Raw genomic sequence first — 20,460 nt, forward strand, 5'->3', positions numbered from 1 at the left:
TATTATGTAAAATTTAGCATATAAAAGCTTAGGCTTTCATCCGTTTAGCTATATCTTTAATAGCTGAAATGTATCGCACAAACCTCAGTTAGAAATTTCAACAATGGTAGGAAAGAAGATTTTAGTTATTAACGGACACCCTGACAAAGAGAGTTATAATTATGGTTTATCGCAGTCTTATATCAAGGGAGCAGAAAATTCAGGGGCAGAAGTGAAAGAGATACAAATCGGAGAGCTGAGCTTTGACCCAAACCTGCAATATGGTTATCGGAAAAGAACCGAGCTGGAACCTGACTTGCTCAATGCACAGCAATTGCTTAATTGGGCCGAGCATATTGTTTGGGTTTATCCGGTATGGTGGGGCTCGGTACCTGCAATTATGAAAGGTTTTTTAGACCGGGTATTATTGCCAGGTTTTGCTTTTAAGAAAAGAGAAGGTTCGCTCTGGTGGGATAAGTTCTTTAACGGTAAGACTTCCCGGCTCATCTGTACAATGGACCAGCCGCCTCTCTATTACCGATTAGTATATGGAGGGCCAAGCCACAATGCTATGAAAAAGTTAACCATGAACTTTATTGGTGTAAGATCAGTCAAAGTCACTGCTATAGGTCCTATTAGGCTATCCAAAGATTCTTTTAGAGAAAAATGGCTTAACAAAGTAGAAAAACTTGGGCAACTGAATAAGTAAGTTTAAGCTTTAAAACTCTACATTTCTTGTAGCACATAACTTATTTATCGCTATGTGACTATTAAAAGCGAGAGAGCAGATCAGGCTAAAGATGAAAATACTAATATTTGGAGCATCAGGCTCAGGTACTACCACTCTGGGCAAAGAACTGGAAAAAAGAAGCAAGTTTGTACATCTGGATGTGGATGACTACTACTGGAAAGTTACCCAGCCTCCGTTTCAGGAAAAAGTAGCCTTAGAGGAGCGAAACCAAAAACTACAGACTGACTTTGAGAAGTGGACGGAAGTAATTGTTAGTGGCTCTCTGGTCAGCTGGGGAAATTACTGGGAAAATGCTTTTGACCTGGCGGTATTCTTGTATCTAAAGCCCGAGATCAGACTAAAAAGATTAGCGCAAAGAGAACACAAAAGGTATGGAGATCAGCTAAATAATAACAGCCAGATCAGGAAAACCTATCAGGCATTTATGGAATGGGCCAGCCACTATGATGATCCCGCTTTTACAGGCAGATCGCTAAGCGTACACAAAAACTGGATTCAGCTCTTAAGCTGTCCTGTATTATATGTAGAGGGGGAAGAGGAGTTGAATACCAAAGTAGTTAACGTTATGAGTGAGATTAAAAAGAGGTTGCCAAATACCCCTTAATCATTGGTAAGCATTTACATGCTATATTTTATCTTCGTCGCAGAATAGCGATATTGCCCGCAAACTAAGTTTCAGATCTTCAATTCAATGCAGGTACAAAATGAGTATTACCAATGGAGTGTGCATAAGCAGCGAAACTTCCAGATTAAACTTATCTCTATTTTTCTTCTCTGTATTCTGCTTATAGGGCTTATACTTTACTTTCTCTATAGACCTTTGATATTACTGTTGCCATTGTTATTGACAGTCGCTATATCTGTACTGGCACCATTTGTAGATGTGCCGGCTATGGTAAAAAAGGGCAGGCTAAAGTATTACTCCCTATTCTTTTTAGCTGAGCAGGAGCACAAGGGGATTATTAAAGTGCACGGAGGTACACTCTTCGACTATTATTTTGTTTTGGATGAAAAGATGAGCCAACGGCAAAGGCTGAGGCTTATTCTGCTGGAATACCTGAAAGGTTTGCACCAACTTGCTCAAGAAGAGAATGAGGAACTTATTGTTGAAGGAAGCAGCTACATCATTAATGAGCGTACAGCAAACAAGCTGGGATTTAAGAGAGCTCCCCTGGATGGCTTACAAATGATCGTTATGGCGTTCAATTATATTAATCTGATATTAGCGGTATCTATGGCAAAGAAGGCATTGCAGTTTCCTAAACTAAACAGAATGAATACCTTTAGAGGTAGACTTAAAGATATAAAAGAAAAAAGTCAATATGTTAAACAGTTGATTGTCAAACTAGAAGGTGAAGCTATGCTGTATTGAACAAAAAATAGTGAGGATATTTAGCTCTTCCTTTTACTTATTCGTAAGCTATAATGCTACTTATTGTTAATCCTAAGTGTAAATACAATGACTGAATTTTGGGAGTTTAGCTTTCAGGATAAACAGACCATGTGGGGCTTTGAAGCTGCGGATGCGGCAATTGATGCGGCTAATTTTTTTCAGCAGAAAGGACTCAAAAAAATACTTATTCCCGGCTTTGGGTATGGTAGAAACGCCAAAGTTTTTACAGACCAAGGAATGGAGGTAAGGGGTATAGAAATTTCACAAACCGCTATTGAGCTTGCCAGAAAACATTATGGCGGTTCTGTAAAAGTGTATCATGGTGGAGTAGGAGAAATGCCATTTGACGATGATATTTATGAGGGCATCTTCTGCTACGCACTAATCCACTTGCTGGACGAAAAAGAAAGAACTAAACTGATTGAGGATTGTTATGCACAGCTTAAAACAGGAGCTTATATGTACTTTGTCGCTATATCTACGGCAGATCCTGCTTATGGGCGTGGAGAGTTAATTAGTAAGAACAGGTACTTGACCAGGCATGGTGTAAAGCTTTACTTTTATGATGACGAGGCTATCAGCCAGGAGTTTGGAAATTATGGTTTGCTGGAAGCCAAAGAAATTAGTGAGCCTGCTCAAGTCCGGGAAGGTAAACCCTCTCAAAAATTCTGGAAGGTCATCTGCAAGAAAGGTTAAGGTAAGCAGTATATACCTAAAATATCTAACGGGTGTATGTAAATATTCTGGATCTTAACTCAGGTTATTGTTTTTAGATCTATCAAGCATTTTATACTATTGTTGCTACACAAAACCATACGTCACGCAACCTAAACACAGTATTTCTACATGAAGTCTTTCATTGTTTTTACCGCATTATTGCTAAGCATTACAAGCCTAATAGGGCAGTCAGCCCAAAAACAAAGAGTCATTGTTCTTACCGACATAGAAGCTGATCCTGATGACACCCAGTCTTTGGTTCGTTTACTGTTGTACGCTAACGAAATTGATATCAAAGGAATTGTAGCGACTACCTCCTGTTGGTTACAAAACTCTATACATCCCAAATCTATAGAACGGGTCATTGAGGCATATGGAGAGGTACAGCCTAACCTTAGCCAGCACCAAAAAGATTATCCTAAGGCCGAAGCACTTCTACCTTTAATTAAGCGAGGTCTCCCTGTCTATGGTATGAAAGGTGTGGGAGAAGGCAAAGATTCAGAAGGCTCAGACTGGATTATCAAAGTGCTGGAAGAGGAAGATGCGCGCCCTCTATGGATCTCCACCTGGGGTGGTGTAAATACCCTTGCTCAGGCTTTATACAAAATTAAAAATACTAAAAGTAAAAAAGAGGCAAGCCGAATGTTTTCTAAACTTAGGGTGTATACTATCTCCGATCAGGATGATAGCGGACTATGGATCAGAAATAACTTCCCTGAACTGTTTTACATCCTTAGCCCCGGAGATGATTACGGCTATGCTACCTGGACGGGTATTAATACCTTTGTAAAAGGTATTGATAATACCAGTATCAGCAATAGCTGGATAGCTGAACACATACAACAGGGGCATGGGCCTTTGGGTGCTGCTTACCCTGATGTAGCATGGGGTGTAGAGGGAGATACACCTGCTTTTCTTTCTCTTATTCCTAATGGCCTCAACAATGCCGAACATCCTGAGTGGGGAGGGTGGGGTGGACGGTATGAGCTTTATCAGCCTGATTTCTCAAAAATGAAAGATGGCAGCTCTATTGTAGAAATTGCTCCGGAAACTCGTGCTATCTGGACCAATGCTTCCGATAAATACACGCCTTATGTGCATGGAGCGTATGGGCGAACCTTAAAAAGAGATAGTATGTCTTTTGAAAATGATAAGGTTACCCTTTGGCGCTGGCGTGATGATTTTCAGAACGATTTTGCCGCGCGTATGGATTGGTGTACTCAATCTTTTGAAGAAGCCAATCACGCCCCTGTTCCTGTTTTGTCACATGCCGAAGAAATTACGCTTACAGCAGGAGAAGGCTTCACTCTGGACGCTTTTGAAACGACTGATCCTGATGGTGACAATCTTACATTTCTCTGGTTTCACTATCCTGAAGCCGGAAGTTACGAGGGTAGCATAAATCTGGGGGCTGAAAATGTACACAGGGTGCACCTGAAAGCGCCAGAAGTAGATAAAATGGAAACTGCTCATATCATTTTAAAAGTGACAGATAAAGGCGAGCCGGCTTTGAGCGCCTATAAGAGAGTAATAATTACTATTAAGCCTAGCTAAAGAGGTCTTACCAAAAGTAAAGATGATATGCATACCCTAAGTGTATGAGTTGTTGTAAACAAAGCTTAGAATAATACCTAAAGCCTTGGGATAGCATACCTTGATAACGTAAATTATAGGAAAATACATCATTTCTAACTATGTAATACTATGGTAAGCCGTACTGTAAATTCTACCACAAAGCTATTCAAGTTGCTTGCAGCCTGTTGGCTGGGAGTATTACTTTGGACTGCCTGTAAAGAAGATGATGCAAAGCCTGCTAACCTGGAAGGAGTCTGGCTGCAAGAAGAGAGTAGCACCGATACTTTAAGTTTTTGGCAAGACGATGCTTTTTTTGAACTAAGCAGAGAAAATGAATTAAGGAACGGACAGTATCTTCCTGCTACGGGTAGTGGTATTTACGAGTATCAGCTCCATCCAGATAGTATTGCTATACGTAGCATGCTTTCCAGTTTTAGCGGTTATCAGAAATTTTATTATAGTCTAAGAGGTAATGAATTGACAATAGAAAACTTCTATGATAAAAATAATAGTCAGGAGCATATTTTAACGTTTATAAGGCTGGAATGAGAGTGCAGTCTGAAATGACAAGTTGACTTTTTGCTACTCTAACACCTACGCTTATGAAAAGCACGACCGAACAAAAAGCAGAGAAATTCTGGGACCGAACAGCTGCCAGCTATGAAAAAGAAGAGGCTCGTGACAAAGGTAAACTTGATTTTATAATTCACAAAACTAAAAGCTATCTGCATGAAGATTATAAGGTGCTGGATTATGCTTGTGCAACCGGGGTAGTTGCCCATGCTATAGCGCCATCAGTTGCTCAGGTAGATGCAATAGATATTTCTTCCCGAATGATTGCGCTGGCTGAGGAAAGTAAAGCCTCTATGCCAAATATTAATTTTAGGCAGGCAAATATTTTCAGTCAGGAGTTGAAAGCTAATACTTACGATGCCGTATTAGCTTTTTACATCTTGCACCTGCTAGATAAGCCTGAAGATGTATTGTCGCGAATAGCTCAATTGTTAAAACCCGGAGGTGTGTTAATTACTGCTACGCCCTGTCTTGCAGAGAAACCTATACTGGCGTACACCTTTTCTCTGCTGGGTGGTGTTGGTCTGCTACCTAAGATAAATGCTTTTCATCTAAATTACTTAGTAAACCTGTTTCAAACAAAGCACTTTCAAAAGCTGGATCAGCAGAAAGTCGCAGGGAGCAGCACTGAGTATTTTATGGTGAATCGGCTTAGTTAAGCCTTATGCTTACGTATTTATTTTTAATGTTTCCGGTATATAATTCCTGATTTGGAACAAACTACTTGTAGGCTATTTTTGCTTTAAGATGGAAATATAGAAAGTAGTAGAGCAAAAATTCCTGCAGAAATATGAAATAACATGTCTTTATTGCTGCAAAGGAGAGGGTGAGCTAGAATACTCATCAACAACCTTCTATAATATTAATGACTACAGCACAACTAAGGAATTTATAGGTTGGTTTAAAAGCGCAGCCCGTAAGGCTCGCGCTTTTTGTGTGAACTAAGCATTCTGATATATTTTGCTAAACTCAGAAGGTGTTTGTCCTGTCCATTTTTTAAACAAACGAGAAAAATACGCATAGTCCTCATAGCCCAATTGGTAAGCAATTTCTGCTAAAGATGAAGAATGATACACCAAAAGCCGCCTGGCTTCCAGTATAACACGTTCTGTAATTAACTGTGTAGTAGATTTATTTAGTGTTTTTTGTGTCAGGCGATTGAGATGACGCATGCTAATATTTAACTGATCGGCATAAGCAGCTGCAGATTTTTCTGATTTATAATTCTTTTCTATTAGCGTTTCCAGTTGCCGGAGGTAACTACTGTTCTGCTCAACTCTAAGCAAAAGCTGCTTTTCTCCCTGCAGGTAAAGCCTGCTTAGATCTATGTATAAACAATTTAGGAGAGAGGCTAATTTCTGTGCAGACTGTATATCTGGCTTCTGGTATTCATGTAGTAATTGTAGAAACTGCTCTTTAACCTTATGATAACTATCAGCTTCCAGAAAGAGGGCAGAAGGGTTATGGACAGAGTAAAAAAATGGAAAATTATATACGGACTGTTGGCTAAACTGTACATCAAAAAAAATCTGTGAGTGGAAAAAAATAACACCCTCAATATCTTCAGATAGTTCCCAGTGATGAGTCTGACCGGGATTAAGCATAAACAAGCTCCCAGCCCTAATCTCATACCTTTCAAAATCAATTTCATGAATACCACTGCCCTGAGTAAACAGTACGGTCAGAAAAAAACTATGACGATGTGGAATGCTAATCGCCGCATGGTGTGTGCGTAGGTGATGACTGAATGTATTGCAGTAGAAATTAGTTTGTTTTTCTTCTTCCTCAAATGTTCGTAAGTCCAGATTACCAATTTGTTGCATTTATGTCCCTTTTGTCCAAAAATAAGCTACATCTATCCAAGCAATAGTAAAATGTAGATTCTAAATTTGTATTTACAAATTAATAGTATTATGTGGGATATCATCAAGAATATTAAGCAGGAGAAGTGCCCCAACTGTCATGCTGGGGAGGTTTTTAAAACCAAAGGTAATGTCTTATTATTCAAAACTCCTGAAATGAAACCCAGGTGTAGTAATTGTGGCTATTCGTTTGAAAAAGAACCGGGCTATTTTACTGGTGCTATGTACGTGAGCTATGCCCTCATTATTGCTGAAATGATAATAGCATTTATACTTTTCAGCTTTACACCTATTTCACTAGATTATCTGATTTATTTAGTATTGCTGCCGGTAATCCTTTTGTGGCCATTCAATTTTCGTATGTCACGCATCATCTGGATGAATCTGATCTAAGTCTACTTTTTTATAATCGCAAAGGCTTTACAGACTTATTCTACCGGCTATAGTTTAAGCAGTTTTTTTTAGTATATGCTGCCTCAATTGCATGTATTTATACTAGCAAGACAAAGAAATTTATACAAATATCATTTTGAGGAGAATGGGTAAAAATGCTTATCTTAATCATGAAAAGTATTTATGAGATACTAAGTTCAAACTCATGAAAAAGCTCCTATTCATCTTGCTGCTTTATCCCTTATCTGCTTACAGTCAGGATGGCCAAAAACCTATTATTGATATGCACCTGCATGACTACACTGAGCAAACCTACTTTGTAGCTCCTGCCAGTGATGGAACTATGTCACCAGCTAGTTTAGCTGAGTTTCACGAACAGGTGCTAGCGATACAGAAGAAGTATAATATTGTAAAAGCAGTGGTAAGCACTATCGGAGGCCCAAACACTTTACAGGATGATAAAAAATGGATACCAGGTTATTATACTAATAAGCCACCTACCGATACTGTTGCGTTTATTAAACTCATAGAATCAGGAGAACTAAAAGTGTTTGGAGAAATAGGTGCGGTGTATGGAGGATATACATTATCTCACCCAGACTTTGAGCCTTACCTGGATATTTGCGAGCGCTACGATATTCCGGTTGCAGTACATACCGGGGGCGGCCCGCCAAACATTACCTATCAATGCTGCCCGGATTTCCGACTTAAATATGGAGACCCTCTTACCGTTGAAGATGTATTGGCCAAACATCCAAAACTCAGAATCTATATTATGCATGCTGGAGAAGTATTTTACGAAAATGCCCTCAGGCTAATGCTGCAATACCCTCAACTTTATGCTGATCTGGGTGTAATACTTTGGGTAGGTAAACAGCCTATGGACTATGCAGAACGCCTATTACGACAGGCAAAAGAGTATGGGTTGATTGACCGTATTATGTATGGCTCAGACCAGATGGTCTGGCCTCATGGAATAGAAAAAAGCATTCAACAGCTAGATAGTTACGACTTCCTTTCCGAAGCGGATAAACGGAAAATATTTTATGAGAATGCAGCTCGTTTTCTAAGATTGGATGAGTAAAGCTGACTGTTATAGTTAAACCTCAAACTACATTAAAATGTACCTGGGTTCAGCAACTTTTCTACTTGCAGTTTCATTGTGTTTATTTGGTAGTTCTAGTCTGGCACAGCCTGTTCAGGAAGATAAATACGTAAAACTAGGAGGTATAGAACAATGGGTAAGTATTAGTGGTGAAGATAAAAGTAAAGCTGTTGTTCTGATGCTGCATGGAGGTCCCGGCAGTGTACTAAGCCCTTACAGTGATCATATTTTTGCTGATTGGAAAAAAGATTTTGTAATAGTCCAATGGGATCAGAGAGGTGCCGGAAAAACATATAGGAAAAATAAATCTGAGCAGGCAGACGAAGATTATTGGCTGGAGAACCCTTTGCAGGTGGAACAAATGGTAAAGGATGGACTGGAGCTTTGCGACTATCTTCTTCAACATCTTGATAAAGACAAGTTAGTACTCATGGCCTCTTCCTGGGGTACTGTACTAGCTACTCAAATGGTACAACAAAGGCCAGAGATATTTCATTTTTACCTGGCTCATGCTCAGTTGATTAGCTATAAGGACAATTTAAGCGAAGCATACCATAAAGTGAAAGCAATAGCTGAAGCATCTAAAGACACATTAAATTTACAAAAGCTTAAAACTCTGGGCCCACCGCCCTATGCTATGGCAAAAAATCTGGGGCAACTATTAAGAATTGTCAAAACTTACGAAAGACAGGCTTCCAGTCCATCACCCGAAGCGTGGTGGGAGCCAAGCGAACCTTATAAAAATGAACTTGATGTGCAAAGTAGGTATCAGGGAGACGATTATTCCTTTTTATACTTCGCCGGTCATAAGCCTCTTGGTATTAAGTCTATGGTAGCTGATCTGGATTTTAGGGAGAGTGCCACACAGTTTAAAGTACCTGTCTATTTTGTGCAGGGAGCACATGATATCTTAACTCCTGCATCTATGAACAAGGATTACTTTGAAAAAATTGATGCGCCTGCTAAGGAGTTTTTTCTTGTGCCAGACGCTGCACATGCTTTTACAACATCGGTAGTTGATCTAAAGTACCAGATACTAAAGAAGTTTTTTGATGATAGCTCAAAGTGAAGATCAAACGTGGCGAAAAAACTGAAGTAGGACATACCTCAGGCAATTCTATCTTATACATCAACATAATTAATCCATGAGAAGTAGCAAACAGTATGTGCATTTTAAATTAAAAGGCTTAGTTATCTACATTTTTCTCATTACAACGGTTTTCTCTCAACAACTTAATGCGCAAAAACTGGAGGGGCAAAATTTACCTAAGGTAGCGGTTTTAGGCATGTTTCATTTCGTGTCTAAAAACAACACTGTATCTCAAAACTTTACAGAAGTTTATAGTGAGCGAAGGCAAAGAGAAATTGAAGAACTGGTAGCTTCACTAAGGCAGTATCAAGCTACCAAGATAGCAGTAGAGCGGCCTTACCGTACAGAGGATGAACTAAACCAGGCCTATCAGGCCTACCTGCAAGGGGCGTACGATTTGTCAGCAGAAGAAACAGATCAGGTTGCGTTTCGTTTAGCTAAAGCTTTAGGGCATAAACAGCTCTATCTGGTATATCATCCGGTAGATTTTGATTTTGAGCGACTGCAAAAGTATGCGAGGCAAGAAGGACAGGATTCTGTCATCCGGAAGGTAATTAGCAATGCAGAGGAACTAGCGAATACTTACGATAGTATCGCGGAAGAAAAAGGAATTCAGGAAGCTGTATATTTCCTGAATCTGCCAGAGAGTATCAATAAAAATCATTATGGATATCAGCTATTGAGCGAGTTAGGGGATGAGCATCATCAGCCCGGAAAAGAAGAAACAGATAATTGGTATCAATCTAACGTAGCCATCTTTAACAACATCAGAAAACTGGCAAGCTTAACAAATGATAGGGTACTTGTTATCTACGGACAGGGGCATGCGAAAATACTAAACCAGTTAGTTGAAAAATCTCCAGAACTTGAACTAACCAGTCTTACAGATTACCTGAAACAATAGAGACAAGCGGCATATAACAGGTATTTCTTTTAATATACTTTGACTTATGGGCTAGGGTTAAATATAGTAGTGGAATTTAGTGGTGGTCTTTATTTTTTTCATTGCTTAGTTTACCATAGTAGTAAGCCTAAGCCATAATCTGGCCCTCTCAGTTCCAGTGTAATAGAAGCAGATTTAGAGCATTATGAAGTCCTCTATTTGAAGGAAGAAGAGGTTGAACTCTCAGAAGGTCAGCATCATAATGGAAAAGCTCTGTGATTAGGTTAATAGGTAGAAAAAAAGTTTAACCAAGCAATTACGGACAGTCACTATGCATATCAGCATATAGTAGTAAACTAGGGGGAGAGCTATCAAATTTTCTGGCGCAGCCGACCACACAATCTGCCGGGTTTACACCCCTTGTTTTTCGGGGCTAATCTGCATTTTTGTATAAACTAATATAAGTCATATGAGAAAACTTAAACTTCAGGTGCAAATGAGCATTGATGGTTTTATAGCTGGACCCAATGGTGAAATGGACTGGATGACCTTTAATTGGGGTGATGACCTGAACAAGTATGTGCAGTCCTTGACCGAAAATGTAGATTGCATTTTACTAGGGCGCAAATTAGCTGAAGGGTTTATTCCACATTGGGCTGCGGTAGCTGCTGATGCGGAGAACCCGGAACATGAAACAGGAAAAATGTTTAGCCATATGCCAAAAGTAGTATTTAGCCATACGCTGGCAGAGTCTACCTGGCCAGACACGTGCCTGGCTAAGGGTGAACTGGTAGAAGAGGTGAATAAACTGAAAGCTCAGCAAGGTAAGGATATGATTGCTTACGGAGGAGCCGAGTTTGTTTCTTCGCTAATTAAGCATAAGCTAATAGATGAATACTTTCTGTTTGTTAACCCTGTCGTACTGGGTAAGGGTAAACCTATTTTTAGTACTCTGGAAGACAAATTGCCTCTCCAACTGATAAATACGCAGGCATTTGAGTGTGGAATTATGCTGCAGCATTTTAAGCAAAACTAAACAGAAGAAGTACAGACACTAAATTTAATTTGCTACGCAGACTGATTTAACAATGATGGATTGCTGAACAGATATATGTATATTTTGCCGCTATAAAATTTTGCCTGCCAGATATTTGTTAGGTAAAAAGTATTGTTATTCAAAATAGTTGCGGTGAAGATAGTAGAACAGTTTTCGTACGAAAATATCCAAGGTTTTAAATTTGGTTACCAGGCTTTCGGAAGGCCAAAAATGTTTTCTTTAATCTACTTTGTTGATGGTTTACTGATAGATAGTGGGCACCGGAAAGTCCAAAAAGATGTGCTGGCCCAGCTTGGCAATCTGGATGTGCAGCAGATGTTTATCACCCATCATCATGAAGACCACACAGGAAATGTGGATGTTTTACAAAAGCATTTTAACTGTTCGGCTTACGCATCCAGTTTGTGTGCGGAAATGATGAAAACTCCGCCAGGCCTGAGCCCTATACAAAAAATGGTGTGGGGCAAGCGCCCAGCGATGCCTGGGCTGTTAGCGGAAGACCAGCAGATTTGTACAGAAAACTATGTGTTTGATATTATCCCCATCCCTGGTCACGCGCCGGATATGGTAGCCCTGCACGAAGCCAGGCAGGGATGGCTATTCTCCTCTGACCTTTATGTGCATTCGTATATCGGCTATTTTATAGAAACGGAGAGTATCATTCAGCAGATCAACTCTATTCAGCGAATACTCAAACTTCAGTTTGGTCCCATGTTTTGTGGGCACAATCCTCAATTTGAAAATGGGAGAGAGAAGTTAGGGCAGAAGCTCAGCTTTTTGCGGGAGTTTTACGAACAGGTAACAAATTTGTACGCTCAGGGCAAAAGTGCCAGAGAGATATTCCACCACTTAAAGCTGAAGGAAAAGGGGAGCATCAAATGGCTTTCCGGAGGGTATCTCTCTAAAATGAATATGGTAAAGTCGGCAATACGAGATTGGGAGGCGGAAAAGCAGAGCAGGGCAGGAGACGTAGCTTAGTTGATCTGCTTTGTAGTCTTGATAAAAGGTATTAGTTTAATAGTTTATATACTACTCAAGGCTAAAGCTGTATTGAAAAACACAACCAACTTATCCGTTCTGCTATTTTCTCTTGTTCTTTCTGCGTGTCATAGTGAGGCTCAACCTACAGAAAAAACTAAACCTAATATATTGCTAATGGTGGCTGATGATATGGGTTATGCTGATCTCAATTGCTATGGTGGGCTTTCCAATACTCCACATCTCAATCAGTTAGCTAAGGAGGGCATACGTCTGACTAATTTTTATGCGGCCGCATCTAACTGTTCTCCTTCAAGAGCTGGTCTGCTTACTGGTAAGAGCCCTGCCAGATTAGGGATGTACAGTTATCGCCCTCAGGGGCATCCTATGCATCTGAGAACCTCAGAAGTCACTATTGCTGAAGCACTTCAGGAAGAAAACTACCAGACAGCTCATATCGGTAAGTGGCATTTGGGGTGTCTGCCTCAGGATACGGCCTTTCATCATCCTCAGCCGCACGATCAGGGGTTTAGCTACTCACTAGGAACCGAAAATAATGCCCAGCCTTCTCATCTTAATCCGGTTAATTTTGTCAGAAATGGAGAGCAACTAGATGCACAAGAGGGCTATTCCTGTAATATTCTGGCCAATGAAGCACTCAGCTGGTTTGAGCAGCAGTGGAATCAGGAGGACCCTTTCTTTATGTATATGGCTTTTCATGAGCCACATGCTAAAATTGCGTCCCCTCCCGAGTTAGTAGAGAAGTATAAGTCTCATGGAGAGAGAGATGCGGAGTACCTGGCCAACATAGAAAATCTGGATTTAGCGGTAGGCAAAGTGGTAGATTACCTGCGTGCGCAGGGTTTGCTTGATAATACTCTGCTAATTTTCAGCTCCGATAACGGCTCTTACCGCCAGGCATCCAATGGGCAATTGCGGGCAGTAAAAAGCTACCTGTACGAAGGAGGCATAAGAGTGCCAGGCATTATCCGGTGGCCGGAGCTGATTCAGGGTGGTCAAGAGGTACATGAGGCTGCCGGCTTTGTTGATGTTTTGCCTACACTCGCAGACTTACTCAACCTTAAAAGTTTAGATACCCAAAATCTGGATGGTACCAGCATACTACCCTTGCTCAAAGGAGAGAACTTTGAACGCGAAAACCCATTGTACTGGTTTTTTTATCGTACTTCCCCTGAGATTGCCATGCGCATAGGAGATATGATGGTTATGGGTAAAGATAAAGATACTGTAGCTCGGACCCACCCCTTTACAATGGCAGATATGGAGTATGTAAAGGAGGTGCAGTTACATGAGTATGAACTATACCAGCTTACAGAAGATGATGCTCAGTATCATAACCTTGCCGGGCGGCATCCTGAGGCAGAAGTTTATCAGCAAAAGCTAAACAATAAGTTGCGAAAAATTAAAGAAGAAGCCTATTACTGGGAGAAGTTGCCTGAAGCTGAGGGCAACAGAAAGCCTAAAACTGAGTGGGTAAAGTACAAGAGGATTGAGGAGAACTAATTATAATATTGGGCCACTGTCTTCAGATATAGTGAAATGATAGTTCTGGCTCTACTAGTAGCGGGAAGCTGTGCTACAAATAAAATCCATTAGCCAACCGTATGAGCACTTAAGTTTTGATAAGCATATTCATTCACTTATCAGCTTGATAAATATCGCCCAGTTGGAAACAGAAATAAGAGTGAGGAGGCAGGGTATGCTTATTAAGGATTAAAGTGTTTTTACACAATTCGTATAAAATGTTACGGGAGAAGCTTTCAAAAATTTGTGAAATGCTTATATTAAATAGTTAAGCAGATAATATTTTATGTCTTATGAATAAGCTGTTAATCCTCTTATTACTCTTTGGTTTGTTTGCATGTGAAGAAAAAGACTGTTGTGTCGTAGTAGATACCGATGTGCAATTACGTTATGTCAATGAGGAGGGTACCGATCTGCTCAATCCAGATAATGAAAGTGCGTTTCTCCATGAAAATATTAAAATCTATGCGGATAAGGAAGGTGAAAAAAAGCTGGCCATCAATGCCAATTCTGATTACCCTAACTATTATCAGCTGTTTGAACAGGAAGGAACGTATGTGCTGAAAGTTTTTCCTACAGATGAACTGGTAAACAATGAAGCAATCAGCTATATCGCTTTGAGTGATAGCGTAATGGACACCTTGCGTTTAGCTATTAAAAGATCAGATCATTCTATCATTGTAGAGAAAGTATGGTACAATGGTGTGCTCCAGTACAACCTTGCAACCGGAGCTACCAAAAGAGAATTTACGATTGTCAAATAAATATTAATTGCTGCTGGCTTATAGTTTTACAGCATAAGATATCCTAAAAATCAGATGCCTAGTCATTTGATAGTTGAGCTTCCAGAAGCTTCCAAAACTGGGCTTCCATCTGTGCCGCGTTAATGTCGGTATACACATTAATAAGTCGTCCACCATTCTCGGCAGGGGCTAACCTCTCTTCTAACTCAGCCGTTTTGGGGTCTAGCATAGCAGCGATGAGAGCCAGATCCCACATAGTCCATTGTTCATCTGCGTTTACTTCAGCCCATCGGCGAGCAAGAATATCGCTCAGTGGATGTTTGATATTTTTAAGCTTGTTAAGAGATTTTTGCTTGGCAAATTTCAGACTACTACTGGTACTTGCCGGCATCACATAAAGGTCAAGCTTTTTGTTAGCCAGCAGGCGGTCCATCGCATTAAGGTCGTTACGAACATTAAACTCGTTCTTGTTCCAGATTCCATCTTCTACATTGTATTGCATTCCCAGCAGGTATACTGAGAGCTTAGAGGCAATTTCCGGCGAAAGCTCTATTGCAGTAGCCACATTGGTTACGGCTCCCAGGCAAATAACCTTCAGTTTATCTCCTTCTTCCAGCTTTTTTACTTCATTTAGTATAAAATCTGAAGCTTGAGAGGAGGGAATTGGTGCTCCCTTGTAGTAGCCCCAGGCATAACCCAGCATACGCTCAGCTCCCTTCGGATGAGGAATATCACTTCTATCCAAAGCCTCTAAAATTTCCTCATTAAGCGACTGGCTTATTTTAAGAGTGTTAATGTCTTTTGTAGGATAAATATGCCAGAGGCTATCAGTTAGTAACTGGGCATTATTAAAGTGGGCAGAACTTAATCCTATGACTTCCATTTTTTCTGAAAGAATAGCCATACCAATAGCATAAAGATCATCCATTTCATTCCCTGTATCAGCATCTATTATCACTTTGGTGCTTTGGGCATAGCTAAAGGACAGAGGCATTAGAAGTAAAAGAAACATCAAAAAAAATGTAGATAGTCTGGACATGTTTGCTTGTTTAAAAAAGTTAGCAAATAGTAAATAAAAGATAATTAGCAATATATTAAGTTTGAGGAGTCAAGAAAAGAAACACCAGGGTGTATAATTCGTATCAAGTAGTCTTGAACCCAGTGTAAGCGCTCTTGAATACTAAAATTGCTTAGCATTGCCTCAACATGAACAACTTTCTTTACATTTTAGATTTGGTTGGAACTTTTGTGTTTGCTGTGAGTGGTACCATAGTAGCCAGCAAGAGGCAAATGGACCCTTTTGGTGCGGCGGTTATTGCCTTTATAACGGCAGTCGGGGGAGGTACAGTACGCGATGTCCTCATAGGTAGTGTACCCGTAGGCTGGATGCTCAATCTGCATTATTTATATGCGATTGCTTCTGCGTTTTTGCTTACGTTTTTTTTCAAAAAGTATATACTGAAGCTGCATAGAACCATGTTTTTGTTTGATACGATTGGTATTGGTCTGTTTACAATTTTGGGGCTGCAAAAAACGATGGGAGCTGGGCTTTCGCCACTTATCGGTGTCATGATGGGTACAGTATCCGCAGTGTTTGGAGGAGTATTGCGCGATGTGTTTTCTAATCAGGTACCCCTAATTTTTAGGAATGAGATCTATGCCACTGCCTGTATTATGGGTGGGCTGGTATTCCTTCTATTTGAGTTTCTGGGGGTAGATGAGGTTATTAGTACTTCTGCCGCTATGTTGTTTGTAATAGTATTACGCGTACTGGCCGTGCGTTTTAAATGGTATCTACCTGCGCTCTCGTAAATATTAGCTAAGCGGTAAACTGATCTGAAACGCAGAACCTTGCTCCGGGAGGCTTTCTACCTGTATATACCCATCGTGCAAATCTACAATTTGCTTAACAATGTACAGACCCAGACCTGTAGATTTTTCTCCATGCGTTCCTTTTTTAGATAGCTTAGAGAATTTTACAAAAAGCTGCTTTACCTCTGCTTCGTGTATACCTATTCCATGATCCTGTATTTTAATAAACATTACATTTTCAAGTTTCTTGGTGCTGATAATGATACTGCTTCCGGTATGGGAGAATTTAATGGCGTTAGAGAGTAAATTAGTAAAAGCACGAATCATTTTAACACCATGAATAGGAGCTATAGCATTTTCGCAAAAGTGTTTTACTACTTTAATCTTCTTTTTATTGCACATCTCTTCCAGCCGCTGAATAGCCGTTGTAAGCAGTTGATTAACATCCTGCGGGGTTTTGATAACACTCTGTGTAATATTCTCCATTTCAGACATTTCTACCAGGTCATGCACCAGTTCGGAAGCGTAAGCACAGGCATTTTCCATCATATCCAGTAGTTTACTATTGCCTTCAGGTATATCAGACCTGAGTACTGAAATCATACCCTCCAGACTATTTAGGGGACTTTTAAGGTCATGAGCCACGTTAGCCAGAACTTCACTTTTTTGCATATTGAGTTCATTCATCTGTTCAAGCTGATGAGTTTGCTGCATATGTTCGGTGACATCATGCTTAATACCAATGACTTTAACCGGCTGTTGGTTGGCATCTCGTATTACCTTGCTACGGCTGTGTACATAAATAAGCTTACCATCGGGGCGAATGGCGCGATAGTCGCATCTAAATTCATGGCCATTTTTTACGTTTTCATAATACAGGTTCATAATCCTTTCTACATCTTCTGGATGTATTAGTGCCTGATAGTCTTCTAGCGTATAGCTGCTTTTAGGAAGCAGCCCAAAAATTTTCAGAAAGTTATCAGAGGCTTTCCATGTATTGCTCGTTGTATCAGCTTCAAACGTGCCAATATTGGCCATCTCCTCAATTTCTTGTAGTACCAGAGTATTATCCATAGTTGTGTCAGGGGGTATTTATGACTAATATAATATAAAATAGATATTAGGAAAATATTCTACTGTTAATTCTATTTAGGTATAAATGGATGTTACTTATTTATAAATACCCAAAACACTCTACTTAGATTATCTATACACACAGGCTTTTTTACTGTTACTTCTGTTAGACTTTTTAATAGCCCTCCCAAAAGTTTAATTTGCCTTATGATTCACTTTAAGGGAGTAGAAACAGTAAAATCGGGAAATAAAATTTTTGAAAACCTTTCCTGGAATATAACAGAAGGAGAGCATTGGCTTATCAGTGGTGCAAATGGAAGCGGCAAAACCGCTTTTCTTGAACTGATTGCCGGAAAGGCACATATCGTAAGTGGGGAGGTACAATACAGCTTTTTATCCAAAAAGGACTGGACTGCTTATTTTGATGGGCTAAAAGCTAGTATGTTATATATTCCTGCTCAGGCAGTGCACAATTTACTGCAAAAACAGCAGGGACTGTTTTATCAGCAGCGGTACTATGCTTCTTTTAATGAGGACATTCCTACCGTTAGAGAAATATTAGAACCAAACCTAAAGTATTTGCAGCAACTAGACGTCCCTCATAATCTAAGCATACTTCCCTTTCTGGATCTTCCGCTTACCCGCCTCTCCAATGGGCAGTTTAAAAAACTACTCATCTGCGAACAACTCAGCAGTAGATTAGCTCATCCACATACTTCTGCAAAAATGAAACTGCTGCTGCTGGATTATCCTTTTGAAGGCCTGGATGCGGAAAGCAGACAAGACTTGTGTCTGTTTCTGGAGCATATTGCAGAAACTCAGAACCTGCAATTGATCCTGACGGATCATCATCATGAACTGCCCAGCGTAATCAACCGCCGGCTCGTGCTGGAAAACAGGAAAATTGTCTCTGTAGAAGACCTGCGTCCTACCAAAAGTACAGGCTATACCCAAACGCTCAATAGCCAACTGCCTACTACCACCAATGCAGAGTACAATACAGTAATAGAGATGCGTGATGTTTGTATCAGTTATGGCGATAAGGTAATACTTAACAACTTCAATTGGAAAGTAAAGCAGGGAGAGCGCTGGGTGCTGTGTGGTAAAAACGGCTCTGGCAAAACAACCCTTTTTAGCCTTATTTATGCCGACCATCCTATGGCCTACAGCCAAGGGGTGTATCTTTTTGGTAAGAGAAGAGGCAGTGGGGAGTCTATCTGGGATATCAAAAATCAAATCAATTATCTTGGGCCAGAAGTAGTAAGTTATTTTAATCCCAAAGCTATCCGTGACACTGCCAGCAACTATTTGCTACAAAAAAACAAAGTGACAGTACAGCAGCTAAAAGAGTTACTTCTGTTTTTTGAGGTAGAGTACTTTGAAACTCAAGCTGTATATCAGCTTTCTTTAGGAGACTTACAACTCATGCTTCTTATGCGGTGTTTGCTGCAAGAGAAGCCACTTTTATTGCTAGACGAGCCCTTTCAGTTCCTAGACCCTAACCGTAAGCATAAAGTAGCCAAATATCTACAGCACTACCTTGACCAGGATAAAACGCTAATTCTTATTACTCATTATGATGAAGATGTAAAGCACTGGACTGAATATATGATGAAATTATGATAAACTTATACTGAAAAAGTATGTGAAGGAATGAGAGTTTTATCCGATGAATTAATAGTTCTATACTCCTCAACAAGACCTGCGATACTGGTCTTTCCAGATGTTTTTTAATATCATTTTATAGATAATCCAAAACAATTTTACAGTCTATTTAGTATGGTAATACGTAGTGTATCAGTAAACTACACACTTTAGAGTTATTGGCTTATTTTTTTGAACTCAAATAAATTTTTTAAACATGAACAATATTACCACTGCTGCCAAATCGGCGGGTAGAAAAGCCCAGGGCAGTCTTCCAGAAACAGAGAAATGGGTAGAGAAATTAGCCCGCTTTGGATATGCTTCCAAAGGAGTGATTTATGTTCTTATAGGAGTACTTGCTGCTATGGCAGCTTTTGGTGCTGGAGGACAGGCTTCAGGTACTCAAGGTATTATGAAGCAAATCATACAACAGCCTTACGGTAAAATATTGTTGGGTATTATAGCAGTTGGTTTTATAGGATATGCGATTTGGAGATGGGTAGCTGCCATTAAAGATGCTGAACACAAAGGTAATGATACCAAAGGTATTCTTTTCAGACTCGGATATATCATTAGTGGTGTAATTTATGGGTTTTTAGCCTTCCGTGCCTTTAAAATGATTACAGGTGCTGGTGGTGGAAGTAGCTCCGGTAGTGGAGGTGGACAGCAGTTTTTTATCGATAAGCTGTTAGAACAACCAGCAGGTCAGTGGTTAGTAGGTATTCTGGCCGTGCTTGCATTTGCCAAGGGTCTGTATCAGATTTACAAAGGATATGCTGATAAATTTGGTAATGATGTGAGAGATGGTGGCGTAAACAGAAAGATAAAAGATATGTATATGAAGTTGGGCAAGTGGGGGTATATTTCCAGAGGTACCATATTTGCCATCGTTGGTTTTTTCCTTTTCAAAGCAGCAATTACTTCTAATGCTTCTCAGGCAGGAGGTACCGATAGTGCTTTTAGCTTCTTAAGTTCTACAGGTGGCCCCTGGTTAATGGGACTAATTGCAATTGGTCTGGCCGGATATGGTGTATTCCAACTTGTAAAAGCCAGATATAAGCCGTTTAACACCAAATAAGATATAAGTGGTTTTCAGCTTACCACACCGGAAGATGGATGTATTTCTGCCTTCCGGTTTTTTTATTTCTACCTTTCAAATTTCTAAATATTTGAACAAGAAGCCTCCCTATTACTCCTAGTTACATATTCCATTACAGAAAACACTAACTCTTAAGAACAATCAGCAGGCTGTAGTCTCTTACTGGTTTGTGTTTATATTTTCAAAT

General features: G+C 40.0%; 21 protein-coding genes. 18 read left to right on the forward strand and 3 right to left on the reverse strand.

Annotated elements, in window-relative coordinates:
* Window positions 1-103 precede the first annotated feature (103 nt).
* The 7 genes from PZB74_RS15325 (at window position 104) to PZB74_RS15355 (ending at window position 5,647) form a co-directional block, all read left to right on the forward strand.
* Entirely contained in the window at window positions 104-688 is a 585-nt protein-coding gene (locus tag PZB74_RS15325; protein WP_302237606.1) for an NAD(P)H-dependent oxidoreductase, read from the forward strand.
* Between the two features lie 91 nt (window positions 689-779).
* Window positions 780-1,334, forward strand: a complete 555-nt coding sequence (locus PZB74_RS15330; protein WP_302237608.1) for an AAA family ATPase — start codon at window positions 780-782, stop codon at window positions 1,332-1,334.
* Between the two features lie 87 nt (window positions 1,335-1,421).
* Entirely contained in the window at window positions 1,422-2,102 is a 681-nt protein-coding gene (locus tag PZB74_RS15335) for a hypothetical protein (RefSeq protein ID WP_302237611.1), read from the forward strand.
* Between the two features lie 87 nt (window positions 2,103-2,189).
* Complete coding sequence (locus PZB74_RS15340; protein ID WP_302237613.1) at window positions 2,190-2,819, forward strand: class I SAM-dependent methyltransferase; 630 nt, start codon at window positions 2,190-2,192, stop codon at window positions 2,817-2,819.
* 150 nt (window positions 2,820-2,969) lie between these two features.
* Window positions 2,970-4,394 carry a DUF1593 domain-containing protein gene (locus tag PZB74_RS15345; protein ID WP_302237615.1) on the forward strand — a complete coding sequence of 475 codons (1,425 nt, stop codon included), beginning with the start codon at window positions 2,970-2,972 and terminating at the stop codon, window positions 4,392-4,394.
* Between the two features lie 150 nt (window positions 4,395-4,544).
* Window positions 4,545-4,964 (forward strand): hypothetical protein, encoded by a 420-nt coding sequence (locus PZB74_RS15350; protein ID WP_302237616.1) that lies wholly within the window; start codon window positions 4,545-4,547, stop codon window positions 4,962-4,964.
* 53 nt (window positions 4,965-5,017) lie between these two features.
* A complete protein-coding gene (locus PZB74_RS15355) occupies window positions 5,018-5,647 on the forward strand; it encodes a class I SAM-dependent methyltransferase (RefSeq protein WP_302237618.1) in 630 nt (209 codons plus the stop codon).
* A 282-nt stretch (window positions 5,648-5,929) separates the two neighbouring features.
* Here PZB74_RS15355 and PZB74_RS15360 read toward each other — a convergent pair whose 3' ends face one another.
* Complete coding sequence (locus PZB74_RS15360) at window positions 5,930-6,811, reverse strand: helix-turn-helix domain-containing protein (RefSeq protein WP_302237620.1); 882 nt, start codon at window positions 6,809-6,811, stop codon at window positions 5,930-5,932.
* 90 nt (window positions 6,812-6,901) lie between these two features.
* Here PZB74_RS15360 and PZB74_RS15365 point away from each other — a divergent pair, with 90 nt between their 5' ends.
* The 8 genes from PZB74_RS15365 (at window position 6,902) to PZB74_RS15400 (ending at window position 14,665) form a co-directional block, all read left to right on the forward strand.
* Window positions 6,902-7,243 carry a DUF983 domain-containing protein gene (locus PZB74_RS15365; protein WP_302237622.1) on the forward strand — a complete coding sequence of 114 codons (342 nt, stop codon included), beginning with the start codon at window positions 6,902-6,904 and terminating at the stop codon, window positions 7,241-7,243.
* Window positions 7,244-7,448: 205 nt separating this feature from the next.
* Window positions 7,449-8,327, forward strand: a complete 879-nt coding sequence (locus PZB74_RS15370) for an amidohydrolase family protein (RefSeq protein WP_302237623.1) — start codon at window positions 7,449-7,451, stop codon at window positions 8,325-8,327.
* A gap of 37 nt (window positions 8,328-8,364) precedes the next feature.
* Entirely contained in the window at window positions 8,365-9,417 is a 1,053-nt protein-coding gene (locus PZB74_RS15375) for an alpha/beta fold hydrolase (RefSeq protein ID WP_302237625.1), read from the forward strand.
* 76 nt (window positions 9,418-9,493) lie between these two features.
* Window positions 9,494-10,342, forward strand: coding sequence for a DUF5694 domain-containing protein (locus PZB74_RS15380; protein WP_302237628.1), 849 nt, complete (start codon window positions 9,494-9,496; stop codon window positions 10,340-10,342).
* Between the two features lie 448 nt (window positions 10,343-10,790).
* Window positions 10,791-11,357 (forward strand): dihydrofolate reductase family protein, encoded by a 567-nt coding sequence (locus tag PZB74_RS15385; RefSeq protein ID WP_302237630.1) that lies wholly within the window; start codon window positions 10,791-10,793, stop codon window positions 11,355-11,357.
* A gap of 153 nt (window positions 11,358-11,510) precedes the next feature.
* Window positions 11,511-12,356, forward strand: coding sequence for an MBL fold metallo-hydrolase (locus PZB74_RS15390; protein ID WP_302237633.1), 846 nt, complete (start codon window positions 11,511-11,513; stop codon window positions 12,354-12,356).
* 72 nt (window positions 12,357-12,428) lie between these two features.
* Window positions 12,429-13,880: a sulfatase-like hydrolase/transferase gene (locus tag PZB74_RS15395; RefSeq protein WP_302237636.1), complete on the forward strand. Its 1,452-nt coding sequence runs from the start codon at window positions 12,429-12,431 to the stop codon at window positions 13,878-13,880.
* Window positions 13,881-14,194: 314 nt separating this feature from the next.
* Entirely contained in the window at window positions 14,195-14,665 is a 471-nt protein-coding gene (locus PZB74_RS15400) for a hypothetical protein (protein ID WP_302237638.1), read from the forward strand.
* A 58-nt stretch (window positions 14,666-14,723) separates the two neighbouring features.
* On the opposite strand, the gene PZB74_RS15405 is transcribed toward PZB74_RS15400, so the two are convergent.
* On the reverse strand, window positions 14,724-15,683 hold the full coding sequence (locus PZB74_RS15405; protein WP_302237640.1) for a nucleoside hydrolase: 960 nt from the start codon (window positions 15,681-15,683) through the stop codon (window positions 14,724-14,726).
* 167 nt (window positions 15,684-15,850) lie between these two features.
* Between PZB74_RS15405 and PZB74_RS15410 the strand changes: the two genes are divergently transcribed.
* Window positions 15,851-16,456: a trimeric intracellular cation channel family protein gene (locus tag PZB74_RS15410; protein ID WP_302237641.1), complete on the forward strand. Its 606-nt coding sequence runs from the start codon at window positions 15,851-15,853 to the stop codon at window positions 16,454-16,456.
* 3 nt (window positions 16,457-16,459) lie between these two features.
* On the opposite strand, the gene PZB74_RS15415 is transcribed toward PZB74_RS15410, so the two are convergent.
* The gene (locus tag PZB74_RS15415; protein WP_302237643.1) at window positions 16,460-17,530 is read right to left on the reverse strand and encodes a PAS domain-containing sensor histidine kinase; all 1,071 of its coding nucleotides are present in this window, start codon (window positions 17,528-17,530) and stop codon (window positions 16,460-16,462) included.
* 207 nt (window positions 17,531-17,737) lie between these two features.
* Between PZB74_RS15415 and PZB74_RS15420 the strand changes: the two genes are divergently transcribed.
* Both PZB74_RS15420 and PZB74_RS15425 read left to right on the forward strand, forming a co-directional pair.
* On the forward strand, window positions 17,738-19,153 hold the full coding sequence (locus tag PZB74_RS15420) for an ATP-binding cassette domain-containing protein (protein WP_302237645.1): 1,416 nt from the start codon (window positions 17,738-17,740) through the stop codon (window positions 19,151-19,153).
* A 238-nt stretch (window positions 19,154-19,391) separates the two neighbouring features.
* Window positions 19,392-20,252, forward strand: a complete 861-nt coding sequence (locus tag PZB74_RS15425) for a DUF1206 domain-containing protein (RefSeq protein WP_302237646.1) — start codon at window positions 19,392-19,394, stop codon at window positions 20,250-20,252.
* Window positions 20,253-20,460 lie beyond the last annotated feature (208 nt).

The organism is Porifericola rhodea, assembly GCF_030506305.1.
In the GTDB taxonomy this organism is placed as follows: Bacteria; Bacteroidota; Bacteroidia; order Cytophagales; family Cyclobacteriaceae; genus Catalinimonas; species Catalinimonas rhodea.

What these genes read in the sequence shown, in the direction of transcription:
- PZB74_RS15325 (WP_302237606.1), top strand. Translation starts at nt 104, where the DNA reads ATGGTAGGAAAGAAGATTTTAGTTATTAACGGACACCCTGACAAAGAG.
- PZB74_RS15330 (WP_302237608.1), top strand. Translation starts at nt 780, where the DNA reads ATGAAAATACTAATATTTGGAGCATCAGGCTCAGGTACTACCACTCTG.
- PZB74_RS15335 (WP_302237611.1), top strand. Translation starts at nt 1,422, where the DNA reads ATGCAGGTACAAAATGAGTATTACCAATGGAGTGTGCATAAGCAGCGA.
- PZB74_RS15340 (WP_302237613.1), top strand. Translation starts at nt 2,190, where the DNA reads ATGACTGAATTTTGGGAGTTTAGCTTTCAGGATAAACAGACCATGTGG.
- PZB74_RS15345 (WP_302237615.1), top strand. Translation starts at nt 2,970, where the DNA reads ATGAAGTCTTTCATTGTTTTTACCGCATTATTGCTAAGCATTACAAGC.
- PZB74_RS15350 (WP_302237616.1), top strand. Translation starts at nt 4,545, where the DNA reads ATGGTAAGCCGTACTGTAAATTCTACCACAAAGCTATTCAAGTTGCTT.
- PZB74_RS15355 (WP_302237618.1), top strand. Translation starts at nt 5,018, where the DNA reads ATGAAAAGCACGACCGAACAAAAAGCAGAGAAATTCTGGGACCGAACA.
- PZB74_RS15360 (WP_302237620.1), bottom strand. Translation starts at nt 6,811, where the DNA reads ATGCAACAAATTGGTAATCTGGACTTACGAACATTTGAGGAAGAAGAA.
- PZB74_RS15365 (WP_302237622.1), top strand. Translation starts at nt 6,902, where the DNA reads ATGTGGGATATCATCAAGAATATTAAGCAGGAGAAGTGCCCCAACTGT.
- PZB74_RS15370 (WP_302237623.1), top strand. Translation starts at nt 7,449, where the DNA reads ATGAAAAAGCTCCTATTCATCTTGCTGCTTTATCCCTTATCTGCTTAC.
- PZB74_RS15375 (WP_302237625.1), top strand. Translation starts at nt 8,365, where the DNA reads ATGTACCTGGGTTCAGCAACTTTTCTACTTGCAGTTTCATTGTGTTTA.
- PZB74_RS15380 (WP_302237628.1), top strand. Translation starts at nt 9,494, where the DNA reads ATGAGAAGTAGCAAACAGTATGTGCATTTTAAATTAAAAGGCTTAGTT.
- PZB74_RS15385 (WP_302237630.1), top strand. Translation starts at nt 10,791, where the DNA reads ATGAGAAAACTTAAACTTCAGGTGCAAATGAGCATTGATGGTTTTATA.
- PZB74_RS15400 (WP_302237638.1), top strand. Translation starts at nt 14,195, where the DNA reads ATGAATAAGCTGTTAATCCTCTTATTACTCTTTGGTTTGTTTGCATGT.
- PZB74_RS15405 (WP_302237640.1), bottom strand. Translation starts at nt 15,683, where the DNA reads ATGTCCAGACTATCTACATTTTTTTTGATGTTTCTTTTACTTCTAATG.
- PZB74_RS15410 (WP_302237641.1), top strand. Translation starts at nt 15,851, where the DNA reads ATGAACAACTTTCTTTACATTTTAGATTTGGTTGGAACTTTTGTGTTT.
- PZB74_RS15415 (WP_302237643.1), bottom strand. Translation starts at nt 17,530, where the DNA reads ATGGATAATACTCTGGTACTACAAGAAATTGAGGAGATGGCCAATATT.
- PZB74_RS15420 (WP_302237645.1), top strand. Translation starts at nt 17,738, where the DNA reads ATGATTCACTTTAAGGGAGTAGAAACAGTAAAATCGGGAAATAAAATT.
- PZB74_RS15425 (WP_302237646.1), top strand. Translation starts at nt 19,392, where the DNA reads ATGAACAATATTACCACTGCTGCCAAATCGGCGGGTAGAAAAGCCCAG.